The following is a 26,314-nucleotide window of genomic DNA, read 5'->3' on the forward strand; positions in this document are numbered from 1 at the left end:
CTTTATCGCTTTGTTTTTCCCTTCGTTTCCGTTGGGACTGCAAAGGTAGAAATCTTTTTTGAACTTCCAAAAACTTTTTGAAGTTTTTTTCTTTTCGCTTTTTTCGATTTCCGCGTTTAAAATAAACCGGGCGGGATTTTAAATCCTGTCAGGCTTCTCTTAAACCCTTCTTTTTTCATGATTACCGCTTTCGTGGTAACCGTCCCTCCCTTGCGGAGTGGTGCAAAGATAGGGAGTTTACTAACAAACTTCCAAGCCTTTTGTTCTTATTATTTTCATTTTTCGCCTAACTACCTGTAAAGGTGCGAGATTCTTTTTGTAAAACAGGTGATAGGAAGGCTGGGATCGCTGATCCGGCCACCAGATTTGGCCTTCGGAGAACCCCAGGTCATCATATAGCGTATGGAGGCAGGCTTCGTATTGGATCTATTACCAATTTCGTTCAACTTTTGTTAATAATTAATAGGGGTATTACAGGGGGATAACAGGGGGTTAACAGGGGGTTAGCAGGGGTACAACCCCTATTAACCCCCTGTTAAAACGGTGTTATAGTGGTGTTAATAGCAAATCAGGTCACGATCAAAATAGACGCATCCCGGTCGCAGGGCCTAGTTAAGCCCTAACGAAGTCCATTCAAGGCCAATTCAGGATGGAATCAAAACCTAACCACCACCAAACCGCTATTGAGCTACTGCCCTACAAATAACAAAGAATAGCCGAAAGACGCTGGGTAATTAGATTCTCAAAGAATATGATCTCTTTTTGTTTTTACACAATCGATTGATCTCCTTAACACTATTTTTTATAACCAATTAATTACTTATTTTAACCTGACCAATAAACTTAAAGAAATATGAGGGCCATCATTCTCTTATTAGCCATGTTGTCGATTTTGAGCAAAATAGACGTTAAAGGCCAAAATCTTATTTATGCAAAAGATATTCCAACTGAAAAGCTTAGGATAATCCCCGAAACAACGCAAGGTGGCACAGTTTCCGAGCTGTTAACTGACCTTGAATATATTCCACTAAAAGGAACCAAGAATCAGCTCCTAAGCGATGTTTATGAAATGGACTGCACCGCAGACCGCATCGGTATCTTAAATAGTGACGGACACTTCCACTTATATGATATAGAGGGTAACCTTATAAAAAAAATTAACAGCGTTATTGGTGCGAACGATAAAAAAGGAACCTTACTTTTCTATCGAATCAAATTTGACGAACAGGGATTTGAACTTTTACACGGTCCATTTAAGGCTCGCTATGACCTCAATGGGAATTTTATTGATACCATCAGTAACAGCAACAACAAGTGGGACTATGCGACACAAATCGCTACTAAAAAGTGGACATATTATTCCCCAGACTTACGTGATCCCAAAATTAAAACAACCGTCGCGCTAAAACTCGGAGATAGCGTCATTGTAAAATATGAAAAACTGGACTCCGTATTAATCTCTTATGGCATACATCAGCCTTTAAGTCCAAACATCAATAATAAAGCATATGCAACCTTTGAGTACAATACCAGGTTATTCGAATTGGATAGCAACGGGGTTTCGAAAATCTACCAATTTGTCTTTCCCCTAAAGAATACAGTCAATCTAGATGAACTCCGAAAGATAAAGGATTATACAAATTACATGCATTATTACAATGCGCATCGCGAGGAAATCCGGACATTGGACAAAGTTGTTAATTATAAAAACTATCTTATCATAGAGCTCAAAAAATCAACTAGTTTTTGGATCGCCCTAAATCCGACCAATAAAAACATAACCGGACTAACAAATATTCTCCCTGACAAAAGCAACGACTACCTCAAATTTATGAGCGGAGATTTCTTACGCGGCAATAGCGAATACCTCTTCTCGTTCCTTTCACCAAGTGACATCCGTATTGCCATCAGTAAATCAAAGGAAGAATTCCATCCCATCAGCGAACGGCTCAAAGCCCTGGAAAAATCCAACAACCCTGTATTTGTCCGATTCAAACTTAAATGAGATCCATGACCAAAGCATCTTTTCAAACTTTACTACTGCTCGCCCTTTTTATACTATTAAACATATCCGGCTTTGCTCAAACCAAAATCGAAGGTATTGCAATTGATACAGCACATAACAATGTCCTACGGTCCGCTACCGTATCCGTTTATGAGAAAGGCAATAAATCCGTCGACAAGATTACACTGACCGATACCTATGGAAAATTTACAATTAACGATCTAGGCTTCAATAAAACCTACTTATTGGAGTTACGCTATCAGGGTTTTAAGAAAGCTTTACTGGAATTTATCCTAAAGAAAGATGAATCCAAAAATTTTGGAAAAATCCACATGGATTTTGTGGAGAACGAACTGGAGGAAGTAGAAGTACTCCCTCCTGTTCGAATGAACGGAGATACCTTGGAATTTAACGCTGATGCTTTTAAACTGGACAGCAACGCCGTGGTAGAAGATCTATTGCGTAAACTCCCTGGCATTGTGGTATGGGGAGACGGCAGTTTGACCTACAATGGAAAAGAGATTCCAAATATACTGGTCAATGGCAAAGAATTTTTTGGATCCAGTAAAGCGATCGTATTACAGAATCTCGCCAAAGATGCCGTCCAAAAGCTGCAGATCTACGATAAGCGTGATGAAAAGGAAAAGAAAGAAAACCCGCATAATGTGGCACTTGAAATGAATGTGACATTGAAAAAGGGGAAGGAAAAAATGTACTTCGGAAGTCTATCTTACGGTAGGGGCACAAGTGAACGTTACCAACAACATGCGAACTTTAACTTGTCAACCGGTAAATCGCAATATACACTCGCCTATTCTGGGAATAACAGCAATAAATACCTGCAAAGCACGGATCATTTATTAAAAAATACCAGCTTTAAAGGCGTCGGTATCAACGCGGATTTTGATTCAGATTTTTTAAGTACAGGGATCAACAATCAACATGTACTTAGTGGCCGGTATCAGTATGATATTGTAGGAACCAACCAAGTCAATAGAAAACACCTATTGACAAGCAATGTGTTGAGCCGCTGGGACAATACAGTCAATAAAGATCATTCAACGACCTCTTTTCTTTCCGATGACAATGCTGTTAATAATCAGCGTACGAACGATAACGAAAGCCACAACAAAAGGAGAAGCCTCATAGCCGCCCTAAATTATACCAATACTGGCGGAAAAGTCAGCAATCGATTTACGAACCTAACAGCAGATGCCGATTTTGAGCACAGCTCCAACTTAGACAATTCGGTCATCCGCAATGAATACAATTACACCAACGAACATGCACAAAATACAGTTCAAAATAATGGTGAATACCGTAAAAATAGATTATCTTATAATACCAACATCGATCTATATGATGTCAATTCAAGTCCTACGATGAGTGTGCGTACCAAGAACCGCAATTCATTTGGTGAGCTCCTGAGCTATAAATTGAAATGGAGCGGATCAGCCTCCGAAACACAACAATTCAATGAAATGCGGAGTGCCTATATGAATGCCGATAAACCGGAACTAAATAGACAAGATCATCGGACCTACGACAAATCACTCAAAGAATTTAGCCAAAACATAAACCTCAGTGTCCGATATCTTGACTGGACCTTTGCAAATAATCTCAGTTTCTACCATACAACTACCAATGACAATGTGGTAAATTTAGTAGCAGACCAATCGCAGGTCAACCTGGATTTAACTCACTTGAGCAGGTTCAATCAGCTTCAATACGAGCCAAATCTTGAAAAATCCTTTCGTCTAAAAAGTCACTATCTACAAGGAAGAAGCAGCTCCTTTATGAGTCTGATATTAGGAGCCGGGCTACGTTTCTATAAAGCAGAGAATCGCTCGACACTCGGTTATCGCAACCTGGAACAAACTTTCACGACATTTTTGCCGCAGGTTCGCCTAAGTCGATATTATAGCAAAAGCAGCCAATACAACATAAACAGCTCCTTAACTTTAAATTATGATGAAGAATATCCAAACCTGGACCAGCTTAGGCCCATTTATGATAACAGCAATGTCGCTTACCGCTTTTTTGGCGCAACACAACTTAAAAAAACACAGCGTGCTAAAGCAACCTTTATGACAAGCTTTAATGAACAACGTCAAAATGGCTATTCGGGCAACATAAGCCTGAGTTATACGCAGTATAGACAGGGGCTGACAGACAGCATTTTATTTAAAGAAGGGCAGCAACAAAGATATCTTGTTCAGATTGCTACTCCAATGCCCTTATTAGCTGTTAATGGCTATTTAAATAAAAACTATCCCCTCAGAAAAACACAAGCATTGAATTTTCAATTCGATGTTAGCCTCAACTGGGGAAATAAAATTCAATTTATCGATGCCATAAAACAAGAAATGGGCACAAATAGCCAAAATATCAGCTTAAAAAGCTACTACACCATTCTGGATCGTTATCAAATTGGCTGGATAAACGGCTTGAACCGTTATGCGCGGCACAATAAACTATCTGAAAAAAACAATGACTATATATCCAATTATTGGACTTCGGGATTGAGTATGAGCTATTCATTGTCGAAACGCTGGCAGCTAAATAGTAACGGTACAAGTCGGTTATCGTCCGCTAACAATTACAAAGATCATGCGTTCATCTGGAACATGAATACAACATATCGTTTACTCCCGGGCAATAACCTAGAACTAAAATTATCCGCCTATGATTTACTCAAGGAGAATAAAGGATTGTATATCAATAATGGACTTACCGAATTTACACAGGGCTATCGCAATAATTTAACACAATATTTTATGTTATCTTTTACGTATTTCCCTCGAAAATTTGGCTTCAAATAAAATGCAATCAGCATATAAAAAGCGCTATAAAGAAAAACTAGTAATCTAAAATCTGAGCACAATGCGTCCTATTTGATAAAAGGAGGAGCTTCAATCTGTTTTTTTACAACCAGTCGAAGCGTTATGCAAGAGAATTTTTCTTTGAATCAGAATGTTCTGAAGCGCTCTCATGGGAACTCCACCACAAATGTCCGATTATCCCGCCAGGTATTGTATGTACTTTTCCCTACTTGATTGATGATATAACCGTAGCCACGATTGGGACCATTGGACAAGCTGTTGTTACAGATATGTTTGAGTCTTACACCAGGTTTTACCGGTACTTCCACCGAACTTTCAATGCGAATCGGATTGACCAGCACATCATATATCCCAAAAGCATAGGCCTCATGTTGCTGTACCGCATCGGCGACCTTGTAAGCCGCAAACCCATCGCGCGTCCCATTTTCGCTTCGGTATACTGCCTGATTCGGCGCATCGTAAGGGCTTTCACATTGAAAGAAATAGGTGCGGCCATAATTACCGGTCCAATAGGTTTGATACTCCTGAAAATGTTCATTGAACAAGGCATACATAGTCATATAATCTCCATTGACCACCAAGCCATTGCGTGTCGTATTAATATCCCAGCCAACACTACCCTTCACCCCATGATCAGCTCGCCATATCCAAAAGTGATCACCGATCACATCATTGCTATTGATAATAACCGATTGGTCCACATGAACTTTGTCGGCCCGAAATCCGCCAATACGCAGAAATAGATCTGCCAGCAGGGTTGGGTTACTGTCATGTCTTATTCCGCTCTTTTCCTGCCCGACCTGAATCAAACTATGCGAACTATAATGCGCATCAAACATCAATGAGGCAACAGTGACACCTGCAACATCATCAACATCAATTGCCGTATGCGGATTTGCTGAGCCGGGTATCAATGTGGCCAACCCAAGTCCAAGTATAATGGTATTGGCCTTGCTGACATGAAGGGGTTCAGATAACTCATACATCCCAGGTGTAATCAGCAAATGCTTACCATTCCCTAACTGTCGGTTCATCTCCGCCGCTGTATCGCCGGGTTTGACCACATAAAAATCCTTCTCCACATCAATAATATCTCCCACACCCATATTGTCCCGTGTATAGGATACGCCTGTATGATTATGTTTTAATGCTGGTCGAAACACCTTATACCGCCCATCTTTGTCAAAAAACACAAAGGGCTTTTCACGAATCACGGGTGTCGTTGGAATGACCGTCACGTTGCCCCCTGCTGCCCAATTATTTTGATAACTACTCTTATCAACAGAAGGTCCAAAATCGACCCCCTGAAAGCAATAATTGTATTTAATTTCTTCAAACTTTCCTCTTCCTTTGTTTAGAAAGGAGTTTCGTGTATACCACTGCTGCTGGTTTTTGGAACCTGCTGCTGCTTCAAAATAGCAGTCTGCGGTATAACCACCACTAACCCATCCATTTGCCCATTGATTGCGCACCACTCGTGTGGAATAAATACGACGTAAGGGGGCGGCTTGGGATACGGCCCATTTAAAAGTTTGTTCTTCCTCATAGCTCTCCGGGCCAATGACAGACAGATTCTCAGCAGCACGCCAGAATGTACAGGTCCCGTTCCCATCGGCAAGATGTGGCGGCGTGTGTATATTTGAAATCGCAACATCATAAGGCACTTTACCTAATCCAGCAATCTGCACATAAAAAGGAATCTTCAATAATCCAGCATCCTTGTAGTCGCCCGATTTGAAAAGCAATGCATAACGATTGGGACTAAATTCTTTTCCAAACATCTTTTCATGGAGCTGATTGACTTCATTGCCGACACGCACCTTATTATCTGCTGGACTATAAACAAATGTATTTTCACCAAACAGCTGGAGTTCTAAACTCAAACGTGCTACAAACTCTCCTTTTACGGTCTGGATCTCATAATAATAGTCGTATGGACTACCATCGAGCACTTGATCCACAAATTTGGGCTGCTTGACTTTGGCAATAGTTTGATAATCGCCCAACCTGCCCTGGCTCCGTCGGATAAGAAAGGGCCCTTTTATCTCTTTATCGGTCAGCCGTTTACTAAAGTTAAGGCATATTCGCCCCTTTTGGATGAAGACTTCGGGACTGCCTACTTTGGATTTATCTTTCACAACATCGTTTTGCCGCCTGGCTTTTGCCGCGGCCGTTTTCCTTAGGCCATTTGGACTTTTCGCGAGCTCGCTTGGATCAGGTTGATGTGCCTCCAAAGTGGTCAATATAGCGCCTTGCACCCCAGCATAGACTGGTTTACTTAGCTTATAGCTAGTTTTTGCAAGGGCGGGTTGTATCATCAACAATGCGATAATAGGCTTGATATAGTTTCTAAATGGCTGCATAAATTTCATTTTTTATGGGTTGACTGAATGGTTTATCTTTTTAAGTCGGATCGCACTCAGCATCGGTTCACCTTTCTTAGGAATAAAGGAAATCACCAAGTTACCATCGCTGTGCACTTTCATTGAAAATTTTCGACTAAGCACGCTAAAAGCCCCGACTTCACGCAACACATTTAAATCCGTAGCAAGCGCGTGGTCTCCAATGCGAATGTCAAAAACGCGATCCATCCCCTTTTGCTCCTGTTTCTTCTCTCGCTGCTCAAGATCATATAAGAGGTTTTCCTTGTCATTCGGGCCATCCAATTCGGCAAAAAATAACTCGACCTCGTAATTGCCATTAGGCAGATCAAATCGATAGGATTCCAGTCCCTGTAATTGTGTTTGGAAGAGCGGGTCATCCCCTGTACCTCTAATATTTACATCGGTCCCCAGATTTTCACGGCCCGTATTTTTCAGACGATATTTTTCGCCCTTTAAATAACCCCAGCTTCCCCTTTCATAAGGCTGATCTGGGAACCACCGATTTCCCAAGGAATCTATGTATTCTCGATTGTCGCCAACATTGATGCGGAGTTCTTGCCAGTCACTATCCTTCTTCAGATCATAGGGCAATACCTCACAATCCATTACAGTTTCATCGACTGAACTTAATTTTCCGTTATGGAAAGCCTGGGCTTTCACAGTGTGTGATCCACGGCTTAGGTTTACAGGCCATAATATCATCCGATCCACAGGCTTGCCTACACCCAACGACATACCATCCAGCAGGAGTTCCAGAGAATCAGCATTACTGAATATGGGCAGCTTTAGCCATCCGGATCCTATTAATGCTCGGCCCGGCTCAGTCCTTACAGCCCATTTTTTTCCAAAAGCACCTCCTATTTTTACAAAAGGGGCTTTCTTGAGATAAGCTTGGTATAGAAAATAGCTATCCTTCGCTTTCCGGTCCCAAGTCAGCAAACCTTTGGTATTGATATGTGGCATGCTTTCCTCCCTGGTCTCCGAATTAAAATCGGATAAATTCCATGCCACCCCACCAGCGACAAATGCTTTCTGTAGGATGTCATTGAGATAGCCCTGATGGTACCGAATAGCATATTCAATACTTTTGTCGAAACGAATCGGTTTATCCGCATGAATTCGATAGTCGGCATCTGCTCCATATTCGGTTACCAATAGGGGTTTCTCGGGTAGCTGTTGATGAATATGTTCTAATTGCTTACCAAAATCTGCAATTTTACCCCCATACCAGCCCGGATACAAATTCCAGCCCACAAGCATAGGAACCTTGGTCAGCCCGGTCCGATGATAGAGATCAAAGTTCCCATGATTGGCAATCATCGTATAGCGTGTAGAATCTTCGGACCGTGTGAGCGTTTCCAGTTTTTCCGCCAATGATACCACTGATTTAAAATATTTTTCCTGACGTTCTTTCTCTTTTGGAAAATGGGGCCGGAGAAAGATTTCGTTCATATAACCCCAGATAATGATACTCGGATGGTTAGAATATTGTCTAATCATCTCCTTCTGCATCTGAAAGCTATTAGCTGCAAAAGTTGAACTTTCAGTAATCTCGTTTACAAGCGGTATTTCCACCGATGCCAACAAGCCTAAGCTGTCGCAGGCTTTCAATACGGCTGGATCCTGCGGATAATGTGCCACGCGCAGGAAGTTACCACCCATCGCTTTTAATTTCACAAGATCCTGTACTTGTAGGCTATCGGGAACAGCATTGCCCATACCTTCAAAATCCTGGTGTCGGCTGGCTCCTACTAATTTTAGTGATTTTCCGTTTAAAAAAAAGCCTTTTTCGGGATGGAATGAAAACCAGCGGAAACCAACGGAATTATCCAGCTGGTCCAGCTGTCGACCCTTGGAATTATAAATCCGCGTTATCAAACGATACAAGTACGGCAAGTCTGGCGACCACAATTTTGGATGCTCAATTTCAGCTATGTTCAATTGGAAATTGTGCTGTGAATGAGGTGTTAGATTTTCTTTCTGCTGTACTTTTTTTACCGCCACTCCATCGGCATCCACAAGCGTAGTTTCAATCACAATAGCTTGTTGTGATGCTGAAGCATTCTGAATAGCTCCATCAAGATGAATTGTTGCATTTTCTCGGGAATCAACTTTTGCATTTACGCGCAAACCACTGCTTCCGTAAACAGGATCTGCAAAATGGATCTGATCCAACAGCAGCAAAGACACTTTTCTGTAAACACCTCCAAAAAAAGTAAAATCGCCACTTAATGGCGCGATATCCTGATTGAAGCGATTGGTGACTTGCATCACTATCGTATTTTTTCCATTTACTCTTCGATTGAGATAGTCTGTAATGTCGACATTGAAAGCCGTATAACCACCAATATGGGCTTTCACCTGTATACCATTCACAAATACGGTTGCCTCCTGATTGGCGGCCCCTACATGAAGTACTATTCGTTTATTTTGCCAGGCGGTTTTCCAATAGAAGGTATTTTGATATTGAGTAGCACCGCGATAATAGCCAGGCGTATCGTCCATGATATCGGCTATATTCCAGGTATGTGGTAGATCAACAATCTGTTCTCTTTGTTTTTGTTTAACTAGACGGCCTGTTGATGCCTCCTCCTTCCTGAATTTCCAGTTTGACGAGATATCAACTGAAACCCTCCCATCTAGTACGGTTTGCGCATATACGCTCGAAGAGAAAAATAGACAGGCTATATAGCCTAGGTTGATGAGTTGTTTAAATATAATATTCATGTGTCGCATTTATGTTGGTCGATCTAGCGCTTGCAGCACCAGTCTTGTCCAACCTGATTTTTCATTTTTTTTATGTTTTTTACCGCTTGTTGTCAGGATGTCTTTTACCTTGCTTGCATAATTCCAGCAGGTACTCTGCCGAATACCCAATTTCTGCGAAAGCTTATAGGAAGAGATGTCGCCCTGATGGAAATGGACGAGATAAACCAGATAAAAGGCTTTATTAATTGGAATCCGTACATTTTCAAAAATCGTATTGTTCAACACAGATTCTTCGTAGGTACACTTGGTGCATCTTCGGCTATAGGGTGTTTTACCGGCACAATAGTTATCGTACCCACATTTTATACAACGGTATTCTTTTTTCCATTTCAAATCGGACAAAACTTTATAACAGGTCTCCTTATCTGGATATTTTACCCCAAATTCTTCAAAATTCATTTCCTTGGAAAGCACCCGATCATCGGTAATCCGTTCAATATTGGTCTGTAGGTTTTTATTATCCTTTGTCAACAACTGGTTCATCCGGCCAATTTCTTCCGACTGAGCCCATAATAGGCTATTCATCTCTTTCAGTTCGCGATTCTGATCGTTAATAATTTCGGATTTTTCAAACAGTTCTCTTGATTTCTGCATCACTTCCAGTGTGCGCTCCTGCACTTTCCGTTCGAGATCCCTATTGTGCTTCTCCTGGAGTTTCTCGTTGATCTGCATCTGTTCAATGACTCTCTTTTGCGCCCGTTCTTTCTTGCTTTTCAAGAGCCGAACTTTATCATGAATCGCGAATGAGAGAAAAGTCATCTCCAGTACAAAGCCAAATGTGATGCTATAATGCCCGATCGAACTGGGCAGGAAACGCGCGTAGCCCAATACATAGATTACCTTCAACACAAAGCCGAGGAAAAGGAATGTATAAGCAAGCACGAAATATCGGGCTGGACGATAGTTTTTCTTCCAAAGCCATATCCCTGAAATAAAGGCAACTGACAATGGAACGATCTCAACAAATTTGTAGATAAACCAGTTCTGGTTAAAACCTAAACAATACAGAAAGAATGCTATCCTTAAAATAATGACCAGATCCAACAAACGATTCAATTTAGGCTCTTTTTGCTTTACATGCAGTAAGGATTTCGTAAATAACAAGGCAAACACACTGACGCAGCAGACAAAAACTGCTGTTGCATATTGATTGAACCAGGGATTTTCGGGCCATAGGTACTGAAAAGCGACACCATCCGAAGACATCTCGTATAATCCGACACACAATATATAGAGGACATAATACAGGTATTGGCGTCCTCTAACAGCAAAATACATGAGTAAATTATTGAAACTAAACAGAATAATCATCCCATAGAAGAGGCCGAACGTAAAATATTCCGTCAGCGTATATTGAACAAAACGATCTAGGGTACGATAGACCAAAATTACATTGACCATCTGTCTTGATCGTACCTTAAAATAAGCCTCATAAGTACCTTTCTGCAATGCAGGAATTAGAAATTCAAAATTCTTGTGCATAAATTGCCTATTCTCGAAATCGATCGAAGCACCAGCCCGATAATGGACAAAGCCGCCCTTTCCATTTGGAATAAATGCCTCCACCATGTCGGCAGTCTGATCGAACAGTTCGATAATCCGGTCACGGGATAGGTGTTGATCAAAAGACATTCGCACCCTAAACCAATACGTTGAGGACCGGTTGAAATTTTTTGGATAGTATCGCTCATTAGGTTTAAATTGTTCTGCGCGTTCCGGCGATCTTATTTCTGCAAATGACAGGGCATTGGTACTATCTTCGATATAGTATACTTCTGTGGTCTTAAAAATATGTTCGGCAGTACCAGGCAATAGCGCAATAGGCTTTTGACCAAATAGCAAACCCATTTGAAATAACAATAACAATAGCGCAAATCCGCGTATTTTCATCCTTTTTACAGTATCCATTGCTCGTCTCACCTCTTTCTTTTGGTTATTTATGACCGGATAGGCATTCGTATTTGGATACGGATCCTATCCGGTTTTAGAAGGTCAAAATAACAAAATTATCAGAAAGCTTATAGTCCTCATTTGCGACCTGACAACTGCCGCTATTCAACAATCTTATCGAGCGGCGGCACATTGTTTTCTGCGCCGGCATAACCCTGATTCTGATTGATCATCCCGTTGGTATTAAACCGTTGTGCAGATGCAGGTACAGGCCACAACACATGGTATGGAGCAATCTCATAATGTACTCCCTGCACTGTAGGAACCTTATCGCGATAGAAGGAATTTTTTTCAATAATGCGGTCATAAAAGAAATTGTTTTGAGAGAAGTTAGCCATGCTATATGTTTTGCCATTATAAGCTGGAATACCGGTCTGTGCAAAAATATAAGCAATACGTGTCAACTCTGACTTGCGTGCTTCTTCCCAAAAGAGTTCTCTTGCTCTTTCATCCAATACGGTACCGATAGTAACTTTTGCCGCATTTTGCAGTAGCGCAGCATTTGCTCTTCCCCGAACGGCATTGATATCTGCCATAGCCTGTGCCTGCTGGCCTTTCCATACGTAGGCTTCTGCACGCAACAAGTATGTTTCGGCCAAGCGAAAGACATACCAGTCCGTGTTGGTTCCGCGCGGTGGATTCCAATTTGGATCCTCGGCGAATTGATTGGTTGAATTGATGAAAACCTTATAATGAGGCCATCCAAACCAGTGACGAATGGTATCCAACGAACCATTGGTAAATACTTTATTGATATTTTCTTTTGTAAACTGCTGGATCGGCTGACCATAAAGTTTACTGATTTCGGGGTCCTTTGAAGCTTTTATTGCTGGATTATTGTAAACAAGATCCGTCATATCCATCCACATTCCCTTTGCATGGCGGTAATCTGTATGATCTGTCCATATCTCTTTGGTACTGTAGTAAGTACCGCGATAACGACCAATACCACGACCATACATACGTGTCAATGGGATCTCTGCACCCACAGCGTCCACAATGGCTTGCAGACCACCTTGCGGGATATTCAGATTGTTAAAATGCCATGCTGGAACTGTATTTCGCATCAGCTGAGAACCAAGATCCGTACGACCTTGCAAAGTTTGTCGGTCAATCACCAATAATAAAGCTTCTTTATTCGCCGGTATTGCCTTGTTATCCATCCGATGCAAATCCCAAATCACATTTTTGGACAAATCTCCAGCCGTACTACCAAAACGGTTTTTCATCAGCGCATACTTTCCGCCATCAATCACCTTATTCGCCGCTGCAATAGCTCCATCAAAATCCCCTAACGCCAAGTCCACTTTCGTCAACAAATGACAGACTGCTCCATTGGTAACCTGACCTTTGTCTACATCATCGATCACCCATTTTTGAGCAAACTCCAAATCTTCTTTCATTTTTTTCAGGATAACCTCTCTTTTGGTGGAGTAGAAATCGTACTTAGGCGCTGTAAGGTCTTTCAAATTGAGTGGCACATCGCCAAATTCGTGCACCAAACGATAGTAAAAATAAGCCCGATAAAAATAAGCGGATCCTAATATTGCATTTTTCTGCGCTTCAGAACTATATGTTGGACGGTCAATGGCGCTAATCAGTGTATTAGCAGATCGTATGGCTGAAAAAAAGTTAGTCCAATACCAGCCAATTTTATTAAAATCATCGCTATTTAAGTTCGCATCTGGAGTAATTAAGGAAACTAAATTTTGCGCAGGTGTTGCTTTATCCGTTGTACCGTCTACTGCAATATCAGAAAACAACGACTCGGTCAACAATGGAGCTGAATCCCCAAAAAATTCACCTCTTGTTGCCCTACCTAAGGCATTCAAAACACCTACCAATGCATCGACATTGTTTAGATCATTGGGAGAATATTGAGACAATTGATTTGAATCCAAAAAGCTTTTTTTACATCCATTTGCAGCGAGTAACGCCAGGGAAGCAAATACAGCAGCTACTTTTATATTTATTTTTTTCATGTCGTATTTAAATTAGAGTGACACATTCAATCCTAAGGTGTAGTAACGTGGTGTTGGCCCATCATTCTGTGGATCCCAATAGTTCCAAACAGGTGCATATACCGCAGCATTGTTGACGTTCATATATACTTTCAGGTTTCTTACCTTAAGTCGTTCTGATATCTGTTGAGGGAGAGAATAGGCTACCGATATATTGTTCAGACGTATAAAGCTGTTTTTCCAAAAAACATTGAAGCTTGTTCCGTTCGCTCCGCTTCCTAACCGAGCATAGTCGTTGCTTGGATTTTCGGGAGTCCAATAGGGTTGAATATAAGATGTTGAACGTCCAAAACCGACACTTCCGGGATTATTCTTCGCCTGATTGTATTGCTTTTTCTGTCCCCAGTTTGAGATCAGTTGGAATGAGAAATCAAAACTTTTAAATAAATTAAATTCATTGCGCATAGACCATATAAAACGAGGAGACTTATATCCAATAAACTGCTTATCTTCATCCGTGTACACAAAATCTCCATTGACATCCTCCAATTTGAAGTCCCCTGGCTTAATGCTTGCCTTGGTAAATTTCTTAGCCTCATCCATTTCATTTTCCTGCCATACACCTTTGATTTTATAATCCCAGATGACATCAATATCCTGCCCGATAAACCAACCATTACCTCGGTCATCATTTGGCGTCGCCAAACGTACAATCTTATTTCTATTTAACGAGAAAACAACATTCGTATTCCATTTGACATTTCCCTCAACTAGATTGCGGCTTGTCAGACTAAACTCTAACCCATTATTTTTAACCTCAGCCAAATTAGAATAGACAAATTCGTATCCCGAGACATTGGTTACAGACTGTTTCACTAGAAGGTCATTAGTCTTTTTGGTATAAACATCGATCGCTCCATTGATACGGTCCTTTAATACAGAAAAGTCTAGCCCGGCATTCAATGAAGTGGTTTGCTCCCATTTCAGATCCGGATTACCCAATCGGGAATTTACAACGACGGTATTCACCTCTTGCGGCGCACCAGAACCGTTCACATTTTGATACTTACTTACTGTAAGTTGTGATAAAGCGGCATAAGGATCGACGGTTCCATTGTCAGGGTTGCGAAGATCCCTGTTCCCATTGATGCCATACGACAGACGTAATTTACCATAATTTAGCCAGGTTAAATTCTTCATAAAAGGCTCTTCAGAGAAGGTCCATGCCGCTGCGGCAGCTGGGAATGTCGCTCTTTTACTATTGACTCCGAACACCGAGTATCCATCCCTACGCACCGAAAGTGTCAAATTATAGCGATCCATCAAACCATAGTTCACACGGGCCATTAATGCGTCGCCTGTATACACCTTATCTTCACTGTTCACTGTAGGCAAATTTCCACTCGATAGATTATGGTAACCTAAATTATCATTTGGGACGAACCCTTGATTATTGGCTTGTGTCCACCAGGTTTGATATTTTTCTGAATTGGCCAAAAGTGTCACGTCAATATTATGAATTTCCGCAAATTTGCGGTTCCATTTCAAGAGATTATCGATCTGCCAGTTGTAACGGGTTTCATTCGCACGACTGACAGTCCCGCCTTTAATCGTTACGTTTGGATTCGCAGATGAGCCATGGTTGAATGTTCGGTACATATCCACCCCGGGACTAAAGTTAAACTGATAGGTAATCCCAAATGGGAGATTAACTTTGGCAAATAAACTTGCAAATAGTGTATTCTGCTTGTCCATTCGGTCGTTGTAAGTCATATCTAAAAAAGGATTTCTAGCATTTAAACCATTATCGTCGGTAGGAATCCGTCGCAACGAACCATCTGCATTATATTTATCACCATAAGGCGATAGATTTGTTAATTGCCTCCAATCTGCTTCAATTGCACCTTCGTCACGATCGGCATATTGAACATTGGCTCCCAAGCGTAAGAAATTAGTCACTTTTCCTTCCAGATTCAACCGGGTACGGAACGTATTAAATTCACCGCCTTCGATAATGTTCTGGTTTTTGTTGTAACCGACAGACATGTAGTAGTTGACATCTTCTTTTCGTCCGCTCATACTAATGGTATGATCCTGTCTTATACCCGTTCTAAAAATATCGTCATACCAATCAACAGTTTTCCCCGCTTTATAATTAGCTATCTCATTTCCGACAAATCCCAGTCTAGCTAACCAGATATCTATAGGATCCGCGTCCTTATTTCCTCCAGAAAGCCACTGGTCATAGGTAACGCCTTCTGATAAACTTCTCGGGTCATCGTAAAAGTAGGCTGGCTTGGATCCTGTAGCTCGGCCCACATCCGCTCGCCATTTCAGAAAACCAGGACCATCGTAAACACGTTGATTACGCGCTAGAGTAGCTAGCCCCCAGTTGGTATTCGCCGTCAATACGGGTTTATCGCTTGTTCCTTTTTTGGTGGTAATGGCAACTACTCCTGTAGCAGCTTTAGCACCATAAACAGCCAAGGAGCTCGCATCCTTCAGAACATCTATGGTCTGTATGTCATTGGGGTTAATATCAGAAAGCTGCCCATTGTAGATGATCCCATCTAATACGATCAATGGAGAAGTCGAGGCACTGAGCGTGGTTTTACCACGTACCAATAGATCTCCGCCTCCTTTCGCAGAAGTATTTTGTGAAACGCTCAGACCTGCGATGTTCCCTTTTAGCAGATCCGCAACGCTCTGCGGGTTCTCATTTTCAAGCTGTTCAGCTTTTACACTTGCAATGGAGCCCGTAACATCCTTTCGGGAAGCAGTTCCATAACCGATAACAACAACTTCGGTCAATTCGGTATTTCCCGAATCCATTGTTATGTTCAACGTTGTCTGTCCATCGACTTCCTGCTCCTTATTCAGAAAGCCCACACTTGACAATACAAGCGTAGACTTAGGAAAGACAGCAATAGAAAACCTCCCCTGGTCGTCCGTTGTCGTTCCCCCGGAACGATTTTTCAGTTTGATAGATACTTGTGGAATTGGCTTCCCTTGGCTATCCACTACAGTACCGCTGACTGTCCGATTTTGTGCATTTGCCATATAAGTACATGCAAGTACACTTGTAATCAGGAGCGTTAATTGTTTGGCCATAATTTATGGAAATTTAGCGTTCAAATAATTGTTAATTGGGTTATTTATGGAAGCTAAATTAATTCGATCAAATCAAAAAAACAACTAAAATAAATCGTAAAATACTGCAAATTAGACAGTTATACAAAATAATAATACACTTAAATACCAAGTAATTATATCCTTAACTGATTGATCTACATAGGTTATATTGAAAAGAAATAGCCATTATTAATACGGTATATCAACAAGCAATATTTTTTGATTTTTCTTGTGCGCCATTTGGTCTTATTATTTTTAGCGCTCGCGAGCCGGCAGTACATTATGATCATGGCTTCAACGACAATGCCGATGGCATCAATGCTTTCAGCGCAAGGATAGGCTTTTCACTGCATTTCTAGAATGACTAAAAAATAAAAGGGGAAATAATTATAGTAATCATTTCCCCTTTTGTTGTTAGTAACCTTTCCGTATTAATGGATACCTTTAAAAATTCTATTCCACCGTATTTTGGAAAGCCCATTGCCATTTGCGTTCCAGCTCATCCAGGTAAATAATGCTTTTCCGACAATATGATCCTCAGGGACAAATCCCCAATCCCTCGCATCGAGCGAGTTGTGCCTATTATCTCCCATCATCCAATAATAATCCATTTTAAAGGTGTAGGAATCTGCTCGATTTCCATTGATATAAAGCCCATCCGTTTTCTTTTCCAACAGGTTATTTTCATACACCCGTATGGCTCGCTCATAGAGTGGCAAGGTCTGTGCATTCAGTGGAATAGTCATGCCCTTTCGAGGAATAATAAAGGGGCCGAAATTATCATAATTCCATTTATATTGTGGGTCGTTCGGAAAGGTATTTGCTTCGGCTTCCCCAGGTTTACGCAAGTTCATTTGCATAGATTTGACATTGGACCAGGATTTCACCATGGCTGCCTGATCTTTGGTTAAAAAGATTACATAAACTCCGGGCTGAATAGCAGAGACTTCTATTCCCATATCTCTTAGGCGCTGTTCGTCCAGACCTGCCTCATCTGTGATCACAGTATAATCCATCTGGCTTTCCGGGGCTACAAAACCTGGTTGGTCGTTCACAAACAATACTCCTTCTGTCATGCTGATTTTATCCCCAGGCATTCCCACACAGCGCTTAATTAAATGTTCGCGTTTATCGACTGGCCGGGTCTGAATTGTAAATTGTTGATGTACTGCTTCACGTCCCATGCTACGCACCAAGTCATAATAGGGCAAGTCTTGATTTTCGACAGCAACGGTATCACCGGCAGGTGCATTAAAAACGATCACATCATTCCGTTTTATTTCTTGAAATCCGGGCAATCTTTTGTAAGGAATTTTAATGAGTTCGGAGAATGCTTTTCCCCCTACTAATGGCATCGTATGATGTGCAAAAGGAAAGGCTATAGGTGTATTTGGAATACGGGGTCCGTAATTTAATTTACTGACAAAAAGATAATCTCCAATGAGGAGAGACTGTTGCATAGACCCCGAAGGAATCATAAATGCCTCCAATAAAAAACCACGAATCAAGGTTGCAGCGACAGTCGCAAAAACAATCGCATCCGCCCATTCTCGTACCATCGATTTTTTATAGGGATATTTCTTCTTATAGTCTATATACGATTGATGCGCAATTTCCAGTTCAGATTCCTTTGTCGCCACGCGACCTTCGGCATGCGCTACTTTCAGATTTTTGGCATATAGCCCATTCAGAAATTGCACATTTTTATCTCTGCCCCAAAGTGGTAGCACGATAAACGGAACCAGCACAGCAGCGCAGTTTTCCCAAAACCTTCGTTTCCCAAAACAATGAATAAAATCGAGGTAGAGATTATAAAAGATAAAAACATTGACGATCGGAACAATCAACAGAATAAGCTGCCAGGTCTTCTTGCCGAGTATCCGCGATTGGATAAACTGACTATAGACGGGAACAACTCCCTCCCAGCCTTTGCGTCCTGCCTTTTCAAATAGCAACCAAAAGCCATAGGCTGCAACTATAGTCAATACAATAAAGATGGTAAGTATCATAAATTCGTTTTAATAAATAAACAATCGCTCTGTTGATTCTGGAGAGCTCTTCGCTTTTTGTAATTCGTTATATCGCATGATGTATTTAATAAAAAGATCATAATCATACTTTTTCTCATTTTCAAACTCAGCAAATAACTCCGGTTCGTCGTTGATCAACTTGGCGAAAATAATTGGCCTTTTCTTTTTGACATCACTAAACCACCCATTATGGTTGCTATTGATTTCAATGACCTCGCCAGTTGATTTTTTCAATGCATAAGCATGTTTATATTTATTGACCATGATATTTCCCATCGTACCTGCACCACCACCAATAGCTATGCCGGCCCCACCACTGACCTTCGTTTCCGAAACATAATATGCAATAATTTCTCCATCAGCCAGTACTTCTGCGAAAGTGGGATTTTGATTGAGCCCCTTCTGAATTCGATACATCTTTGGAGATGTCCCAGGCACAGCTTCTAATCCGTCTTCTACATAAGAGGGCGCATAAACTTTCTTTTTGGACTGCCAATATACACGATAGATATCGCCCGGCTCAAACGTTAACTTTTCTTTTTGCTGATTCTCAAATTTGAGTTTTTGATCTTTTACAGAGGAGATTTTCCCATAAAGGGTATCTGCATTCATAAGCACTAAGTAGTCTAAATTTTTGGCGACTTCCTGTGCGTGAGCTGTGATCGTGATCCCTACACAGGAAGACAAAAGCACGGCCGTTAAAATTGATATGGCTTTCATTGGAGTCTGTATTTGTCAATAACTTATGAACCTATTAACCTATTTTGATTGTATTAATGATATACTCGGCACTCTCTGTCCAAGCTTCATGTAAAACTACATAAAAATATGAAATTCAAGTTCGGCCTTCGGAGTTTTAACGTTTGTTAGCATTTTGTTTTGCTAGGCGCATTCCTACAATATTGCGCAAAGATTTTAAGATCCCTAAAAACGATCTCTAACAATACAAGTCGATACAGCCGTATTTCTCAAGCAAACAACAGCTGTACTGCAAAAAACAAAGCCACATCATTTTCGGTGATGTGGCTTACCCAATAGCTCATGCAATAAGGTTAACTTTTATATTTACTTTCAAATGCTGTGGATGCTTGATTGACACCATTGCTCATATTTTCAAATGCTTTATTGATATTTTCAAGCAATGCAGACTCTTTAGCAGCATCAGGTGTCTTATTTTTTCGGAGCTCAATCAATTTCGGATAATCCTCCGTAACGATTTTTTTATACCCATTTAAGCCATCAAGAACTGCTTTTTGGAATGTCGCATCGCCTTTGAAATCTCCCAGATCTTCGACTTTCTTGATATCATCATTCAAAGATTTTTCCCAATCTGCGCGGACCTGTTCGGCTTTCGTATAATCGGAGCCATTCATGGCGGCATTCATGTCTGTCACATGTTTTTCACTACTGTTTATAACGGTAATAATTGAATTGTTGTATGCTGCAGGATCTTTTTCTCCCGAACCACAACTTGATAGGCTCAGAACCGCTGCGGTCATCATGCCCGTAATAAATTGTTTAATCATTTTGATCTATTTTGTTGATATATTTCAGTATTTAATGCTCATTTACACAAAGATAGCCTTCAAAACAACTGAATTTCATCACGGAAATCAGGGATTTCTGCAGCCATTCCAAGCTAAAGGGACATTAACTGATTGCGAAAGTTGTGATTGCCATTACGTTGGTCAAAGCGGTCTGCGAGTTGATCCGCCAGTTTCCCATAATGATTAGCCAATTCGCTAGCGGTGTAGGTATTTTTCCCTTGAAAAAAATTATGCTGATTGCCGAGCTCAAGCATAAAAGATTCATCAGAGCCAAAATTCCTCATGGCTTCACAGATATAGCAGGCCAACTGAAACATGGATCGATTGTCGGGACCATCAGCCCAAGGCAAAAATCGTTCGATCCATTCCTTCGCTTTACCAATATCGGTATAGGAAAAATAGGTTGCTAGTTTAATTGCCGAAATCAAAATTGCAGAGTCCTTTTCTTTCTTAAACACCTCTTTTTCTGCCAGTAGCGCCATTTTATCGGCCTGTTCAGTATCACCTTGCTTAAGACCTTCATAAGCCAGGTTCACTGCCGTACGCAAAGGCACATGCGAACAGGTAAACTGGCCTTCAATTAAAGGTAAGGCTTTATCGACTGCTGGGCTATAGCCATCCTGTAATAGTGTTGCTGATACTTCTGCATCCATTTCACAGGCTTCACAATCGCTCATGTCATCTCTTTGCATAGCATTTACGTTTTTCAATGCGCGCTCGATAGCGACAATATCTTTTTGCGCCAGCGCATCACTCAGCTCCTCATTGTATATGGCACGCTTACCATAACCGTTGCGGATCAATCGTTGTTCAAAGTCGCGCAAAGCCGCTTCAATCTGCTCACGGCTGACAGCAGGATTATCGTATAATTCGGACATCATCCATTTGTATTGCCACAAGAAGTCTTCTTCATTAAAGAGTTCAGGATTTTCATCGTAAGCCTGTAATATCCACGCAAATGCAGGTAATGACTCGGTTGAAAAAGCAAGATCTATCTCTTCGCTGATTAAATCCAAGCGAAGGTCATATCCCCATTCAATATCTTGATTTTCATCTGCAATCCGAATAGCCTGTGTCAACAGGTTAACCTTTTCCAAGGTATTGTCTACTCGTGCAACCTGATTGCGAAGTTTCTGAATTTTAAGTGTGTACATCTAATTACTCCCTCTTTTTTTGAGTATATTTACTTTTTAATATATTTTCTATGCAATAAAAGGAAATCCTTACGCGGAGAAGTATACCCAACCGCTTTAAAGATTCACAAAATTATCCAACCCCATGACGATGAGGCTTTTCAGGGCCTCGTTCATGACCTTCATTTCCCGCTCCTGGACAGGGTACTTGCCCAAAATTAGCGCCTGCACGTAAAGCACTTCCATAACTGAACGAAGCATGTAGGCATCTTTTATATCCATTAGCGTTTTGATCAACGCATTGTCAGCATTTAAACATAACGTATTCTGGATCTTATTCGGCCTCGATGTCTTGAGTACTTGCGCAAAAGGATTTGCATTTTCCTTTAATTGGCTAATCGTATTTTCTACATTATTTTGCTCCATTTTTGTAAAAATAGCCGGCGTATCAATCGGTTTAAACCGTCTAATTTCAAGGACGCAGCTATAATCGTCTAAAATGCGCTGCACTTCTTTCTGAAAAGAAACATAGTGATTGTGCTCATCTTCATGAATCGGCTGAAACGTTTCAAGGAGCTGATTGGGCGACATCTCTGTTATCTTATAATCGCTATATTTTTGATTGATCCTGCGGAGCAACTCGGTATCAAATGTGTAGGATGCATTCACAAGAATCATCCCCTGTGTATCGGCCATACGGTCAATCTGTTTGAAATCTTCAAAATCAGCACAGTAATAGAGCTGTTGCTGATGATCAATGATATTTTGAAAGCTTCGTTGTCCGCGATTGGTTTCAAACGGAATATCTGCCAAAAATATCGCTAGAAAGTCCGGATCTTCGAGCGCGAAAGCTTTCAAGTGGAGATAGTGAGTTTGGATAATGCGAATATATATATCGAAATCGATCTTCTTCACCTGTTGCAGGTACGTTTTCAGCACAGCAGCTATTTCTTTTCGCGCCTGCCGTAGTAGATCATTTTTCATCAAAGACTCCCGTGAGGCTGTGGCACTAAGTTCCTCTGTATTGACAAGCATCCGGACAAAAAATGCCCAATTTGGCAAAATAGATTGATCTTCTTCAGCGAGAAACATGCGCTTCAAGTAGATACGGTGACGCTGCTTGCTGCTAAACTGCGTACGGAAAGGTAAAATATACAACACCCCCTTTGCCTTTCCCGCCGTCGTTTCAAATGGAATTGCATCTAAAAAGTTGACATGAAAGAGTTCTTTTCCAACAGCCAGCAATTCTGCTTTCGAAACTGATGAAGCAAGCCATTTGGGTTCTTCTTTATGAATAATCTTTTCGGTAGCTCCAACTACAATCGAAATGTTTTCTCGCAGCGCATCTCCATAAAACTTGATTTTTTTCTCAAAATAATCCGCTTCAAAAATATAGTTGAATTGTTTTTTAGGGCTTAGGATAACACGTGTTCCGACAGGAATATCTTCAGTAAGCCGCTCGATTTTATAGTCCCCTTCAGCTCTCGCGGTCCAACGTAGAGGCAGTTGTTCAAAGGCAGATTTTGTTTCCACAATTATCTCATCGCTGACCACAAAACAAGAAAGCAGTCCAATACCAAACTTACCAATGAAATCCTGAGCATCCTTAATGTCTTTACTCTTTGAACTCTCACCTATAACCGACAAAAATTGATGAATATCAGTCTCCTTAAGGCCTATCCCATTATCGCTGAACAGAAACTTCGGTTGTTCAATGCTTGGCAGCTCAATCGCTATTTTACCCTGATGCTGTTCATCCAAGTGTTTCAATGCTGTAATTGCATCCACTCCGTTTTGAAGCAATTCCCGAATAAATGTATTGGGATCGCTATACAGGTGCTCTGAGAGCAGTGCGATCATTCCTTTCAGATTGACCTGAAAGGAATAGGATTTTTCTTCTTGCATGTTTTTCTTACTTTCTCGTTTTCTTTGTCAATCGAATAGCATCTTCATGTCCATTATCGGCTGCCCTTTCAAACCACTCCAGGGCAAGATCTTCATTTTCTTCTACCCCATCACCCATAAGATAACAGTTGGCCAGTTTATATTGTGCTTCAGCATGATCGGCTTCAGCGGCCTTTATAAGCCATTCTACACCGTCGCGAAGATCCATCGGTATGCCATCTCCTTCCAGCAATTGCACCGCAACATAGTAACAAGCATACACATTACCTTGCTGTGCTACTTCCATAAAATACCCATAGGCAGCTGCTTTATCGATCTCGGTACCTACTCCAAAATAATAGCAACGGGCTAATCGGTAGCTCGCCTCCTGATTTCGTCGCTCTGCAGCTTGTTTATAATATCCAAAAGCTTTCGCTGGCTGTGCTTCCACGCCGATACCAAACTCATAACACATGCCAATTCCCTCCGTCAGATAGCCAAGTTTTTCGGCACGCGTGTAGTAATCAAAGCCTTTGTCGTATTCTTCCAGCTGATCATAGTCGAAGAAAAAGTAGTCGCCAAGCAGCAAGAGCGCCTCAGCTACATTTTTTTGCGCGGCCTCTTCCAAAAGCTGAAGACCATGAGCTGCATCCTTTTTCACCAATCCGGTCAAATAGTATCGTCCCAATACATAAGTTGCATAAGGGAACCCCAGATCAGCAGCCTTCTTAATATTTTCCTGAGCTTTAAATGTATCTTGGTTCAATCCATAACCATATTCATAACAGAGACCCAGATCAGTCAAAGCCTGTACGTGATTTCGTTCAGCAGCCTGTTGGTATAAAGCAATCATCCGGTCCAGATTTATCTCCGAACCTATGCCGCCCCGATAGCAGCGCGCCAGTTCATATATACTATTTAGCTCCTGCATACCGGCTCCAATTTCAAACGCCGTAAAAGCTGCTTTCGGTTGGGGAGCTCCGGACTGGTGATAATCATTTTCCAAATAAATACCTTTTAAATAATACGCATATGGATAACCAAGCTCTGCCGCACGCGAGAAATAATCAAAGGCCAATTTATAATCCGGTTCGGACTTTAATTCAGCAGCTAACCCCATTTCCGTTAGCGCAGTGGCATTATTATATCCTGCCGCTTCTTCAAAATAAGGCAATGCAGCAGCCAGATCAGGCGCATTGTTATGGATTCCATATTTTAAGAATCTGCCGACTTGATATAAAGCTTGTGGCAGTTTATCTTTTGCTGCATTCTGATAGTAAGCAAAGGCGGTTGTGTAATCCGGAGCAACTCCATCATAGCCAGATTCGACCATATTACCCATGCGAAACTTGGCGTAAGCAATGTTTTTTTCCGCCATTGCGCTGAAGCGCCGAAAGGCTGATTTTTCATCCCTTGGGAGGAACCTACCTTCGAGGAGAATTTCAGCAAGTTCAACCTGAGCTTCCACATACCCGTCTTTCTCGTCGAGCAGACGCAATAAAGATAGTCCCTTTTCGATATCCTGCACAGCCTCCTGATAGAGATACAGACAGGCAAGACGATAACCCGCATAATTATTATTATAGTCGTATGCTTTCTGAAGATACCACAGCGGTTCTTCGAAATCCTGTTTTTCCTGATTGTTGTTGCCCAGTGCCTGAAGTTTGATAAGTGCAATTTGCACCGCGGCGTCCATCATTCCGTATTCAAACAGCTCTCGATATTCCGGTACAAGAATCTCCTGTTCCCCTATGGAAGCCGCCTCCGCACGTTTTATTTCATTCAGCACAAATCTGCAATAACGAGATTCAGCCATCGTGATACCCTCTTCCAGGGTTTGCAGGCGTTTGCTCTTATCCTCTTTACGCGCATAGTAAAATTGCATCGCCTCATAATAATGACGCAGTATTTTCCTTTCCGGAGATTGCTTGAGCAGCTGAATACGGTCAAAGACGTCTTCATATTTATCGGTCCAGACATCAATATGGGCAGCATATGCGATTCCCCAAAGATCTCCGCCCAAAGCGAGTGCATCCAGTTCGGACTTGGCGATATCGCGGTCGATATCGGCCAGCAAACCTAAATAATTGTAGTATAGATAAAGAGGTCTTGCCCATTCAACCCCAGCATCGATGCCTTTCTTCAAATAAAGGGAAGCCTTTTCTTTCTCTACCACATGTCGGCGACATAAAATATGCTGTAAGCCAAGCTCCACCCATGCATGAGGATTGATCGCAGCATAGCGCTCTAATATTGTTCGTATTTTATCAATAAAAAAGGTATAATCCTCTTCGTTCAGATATACGTTTGCGGCAAAATCAGTTCCTTTTTCAAATAATGCATCATAAAGTGCAGCCGCACTGGACTGCTCCAAATTGTGCTCAAAATAAATCAGGACATCAAGCCATATATCGGGCGTGATGCGCTTCGAAAGGTCAACTGTCAATTGATGTTCAGCCGATTGCAATGCGGCAACTTTAATAGAATATTCTTCACTTAACTTCATATATCATCGTATGTACTACTTGTAAAACATGCTTTTTATACTCTTTAGGCGCCAAAAAGCAACAAAAACTTTGCCACTGTATCATACAGTCAATTCTGTTTATTATAATGCAACTATATTGCTTTTAAAATCTTTTTACCTATATTTGTTGCAACTTAATTGCAATATAT

At 41.2% G+C, this 26,314-nt stretch carries 13 protein-coding genes; 2 read left to right on the plus strand and 11 right to left on the minus strand.

Features of this window, described 5'->3' with window-relative positions:
- The first annotated feature begins 853 nt into the window (after positions 1 to 853).
- Both ACHWSC_RS10050 and ACHWSC_RS10055 read left to right on the plus strand, forming a co-directional pair.
- Positions 854 to 2,005 carry a 6-bladed beta-propeller gene (locus tag ACHWSC_RS10050; protein WP_394676643.1) on the plus strand — a complete coding sequence of 384 codons (1,152 nt, stop codon included), beginning with the start codon at positions 854 to 856 and terminating at the stop codon, positions 2,003 to 2,005.
- A gap of 5 nt (positions 2,006 to 2,010) precedes the next feature.
- Positions 2,011 to 4,827, plus strand: coding sequence for a hypothetical protein (locus ACHWSC_RS10055; protein WP_394676644.1), 2,817 nt, complete (start codon positions 2,011 to 2,013; stop codon positions 4,825 to 4,827).
- 167 nt (positions 4,828 to 4,994) lie between these two features.
- On the opposite strand, the gene ACHWSC_RS10060 is transcribed toward ACHWSC_RS10055, so the two are convergent.
- The 11 genes from ACHWSC_RS10060 to ACHWSC_RS10110 all read right to left on the minus strand — a co-directional run bounded on the left by ACHWSC_RS10060 (position 4,995) and on the right by ACHWSC_RS10110 (position 26,144).
- Positions 4,995 to 7,211 (minus strand): hypothetical protein, encoded by a 2,217-nt coding sequence (locus tag ACHWSC_RS10060; protein ID WP_394676645.1) that lies wholly within the window; start codon positions 7,209 to 7,211, stop codon positions 4,995 to 4,997.
- A 12-nt stretch (positions 7,212 to 7,223) separates the two neighbouring features.
- Positions 7,224 to 9,959 (minus strand): glycoside hydrolase family 2 TIM barrel-domain containing protein, encoded by a 2,736-nt coding sequence (locus tag ACHWSC_RS10065; protein ID WP_394676646.1) that lies wholly within the window; start codon positions 9,957 to 9,959, stop codon positions 7,224 to 7,226.
- 9 nt (positions 9,960 to 9,968) lie between these two features.
- Positions 9,969 to 11,891 (minus strand): 7TM diverse intracellular signaling domain-containing protein, encoded by a 1,923-nt coding sequence (locus tag ACHWSC_RS10070; RefSeq protein ID WP_394676647.1) that lies wholly within the window; start codon positions 11,889 to 11,891, stop codon positions 9,969 to 9,971.
- 161 nt (positions 11,892 to 12,052) lie between these two features.
- Positions 12,053 to 13,933 carry a RagB/SusD family nutrient uptake outer membrane protein gene (locus tag ACHWSC_RS10075; protein ID WP_394676648.1) on the minus strand — a complete coding sequence of 627 codons (1,881 nt, stop codon included), beginning with the start codon at positions 13,931 to 13,933 and terminating at the stop codon, positions 12,053 to 12,055.
- Between the two features lie 12 nt (positions 13,934 to 13,945).
- On the minus strand, positions 13,946 to 17,023 hold the full coding sequence (locus tag ACHWSC_RS10080; protein WP_394676649.1) for a SusC/RagA family TonB-linked outer membrane protein: 3,078 nt from the start codon (positions 17,021 to 17,023) through the stop codon (positions 13,946 to 13,948).
- Between the two features lie 452 nt (positions 17,024 to 17,475).
- Positions 17,476 to 19,053 (minus strand): signal peptidase I, encoded by a 1,578-nt coding sequence (lepB, locus tag ACHWSC_RS10085; RefSeq protein ID WP_394676650.1) that lies wholly within the window; start codon positions 19,051 to 19,053, stop codon positions 17,476 to 17,478.
- A 9-nt stretch (positions 19,054 to 19,062) separates the two neighbouring features.
- Positions 19,063 to 19,794 carry a hypothetical protein gene (locus tag ACHWSC_RS10090; RefSeq protein ID WP_394676651.1) on the minus strand — a complete coding sequence of 244 codons (732 nt, stop codon included), beginning with the start codon at positions 19,792 to 19,794 and terminating at the stop codon, positions 19,063 to 19,065.
- 332 nt (positions 19,795 to 20,126) lie between these two features.
- Positions 20,127 to 20,600, minus strand: a complete 474-nt coding sequence (locus tag ACHWSC_RS10095) for a hypothetical protein (RefSeq protein ID WP_394676652.1) — start codon at positions 20,598 to 20,600, stop codon at positions 20,127 to 20,129.
- 113 nt (positions 20,601 to 20,713) lie between these two features.
- Positions 20,714 to 21,775 (minus strand): hypothetical protein, encoded by a 1,062-nt coding sequence (locus ACHWSC_RS10100; RefSeq protein ID WP_286735710.1) that lies wholly within the window; start codon positions 21,773 to 21,775, stop codon positions 20,714 to 20,716.
- A 96-nt stretch (positions 21,776 to 21,871) separates the two neighbouring features.
- A complete protein-coding gene (locus ACHWSC_RS10105; protein ID WP_394676653.1) occupies positions 21,872 to 23,659 on the minus strand; it encodes an HSP90 family protein in 1,788 nt (595 codons plus the stop codon).
- Between the two features lie 7 nt (positions 23,660 to 23,666).
- Entirely contained in the window at positions 23,667 to 26,144 is a 2,478-nt protein-coding gene (locus tag ACHWSC_RS10110) for a tetratricopeptide repeat protein (RefSeq protein WP_394676654.1), read from the minus strand.
- Between the last annotated feature and the right edge of the window lie 170 nt (positions 26,145 to 26,314).

Source organism: uncultured Sphingobacterium sp., from assembly GCF_964277905.1.
Taxonomy (GTDB): Bacteria; Bacteroidota; Bacteroidia; order Sphingobacteriales; family Sphingobacteriaceae; genus Sphingobacterium; species Sphingobacterium siyangense.

Excerpts from the sequence above, each read along its gene's own strand:
- ACHWSC_RS10065 (WP_394676646.1), bottom strand. The coding sequence starts at position 9,959 with ATGAATATTATATTTAAACAACTCATCAACCTAGGCTATATAGCCTGT.
- ACHWSC_RS10075 (WP_394676648.1), bottom strand. The coding sequence starts at position 13,933 with ATGAAAAAAATAAATATAAAAGTAGCTGCTGTATTTGCTTCCCTGGCG.
- ACHWSC_RS10055 (WP_394676644.1), top strand. The coding sequence starts at position 2,011 with ATGACCAAAGCATCTTTTCAAACTTTACTACTGCTCGCCCTTTTTATA.
- ACHWSC_RS10060 (WP_394676645.1), bottom strand. The coding sequence starts at position 7,211 with ATGCAGCCATTTAGAAACTATATCAAGCCTATTATCGCATTGTTGATG.
- ACHWSC_RS10090 (WP_394676651.1), bottom strand. The coding sequence starts at position 19,794 with ATGAAAGCCATATCAATTTTAACGGCCGTGCTTTTGTCTTCCTGTGTA.
- lepB (WP_394676650.1), bottom strand. The coding sequence starts at position 19,053 with ATGATACTTACCATCTTTATTGTATTGACTATAGTTGCAGCCTATGGC.
- ACHWSC_RS10080 (WP_394676649.1), bottom strand. The coding sequence starts at position 17,023 with ATGGCCAAACAATTAACGCTCCTGATTACAAGTGTACTTGCATGTACT.
- ACHWSC_RS10095 (WP_394676652.1), bottom strand. The coding sequence starts at position 20,600 with ATGATTAAACAATTTATTACGGGCATGATGACCGCAGCGGTTCTGAGC.
- ACHWSC_RS10100 (WP_286735710.1), bottom strand. The coding sequence starts at position 21,775 with ATGTACACACTTAAAATTCAGAAACTTCGCAATCAGGTTGCACGAGTA.
- ACHWSC_RS10050 (WP_394676643.1), top strand. The coding sequence starts at position 854 with ATGAGGGCCATCATTCTCTTATTAGCCATGTTGTCGATTTTGAGCAAA.
- ACHWSC_RS10070 (WP_394676647.1), bottom strand. The coding sequence starts at position 11,891 with ATGAAAATACGCGGATTTGCGCTATTGTTATTGTTATTTCAAATGGGT.
- ACHWSC_RS10105 (WP_394676653.1), bottom strand. The coding sequence starts at position 23,659 with ATGCAAGAAGAAAAATCCTATTCCTTTCAGGTCAATCTGAAAGGAATG.
- ACHWSC_RS10110 (WP_394676654.1), bottom strand. The coding sequence starts at position 26,144 with ATGAAGTTAAGTGAAGAATATTCTATTAAAGTTGCCGCATTGCAATCG.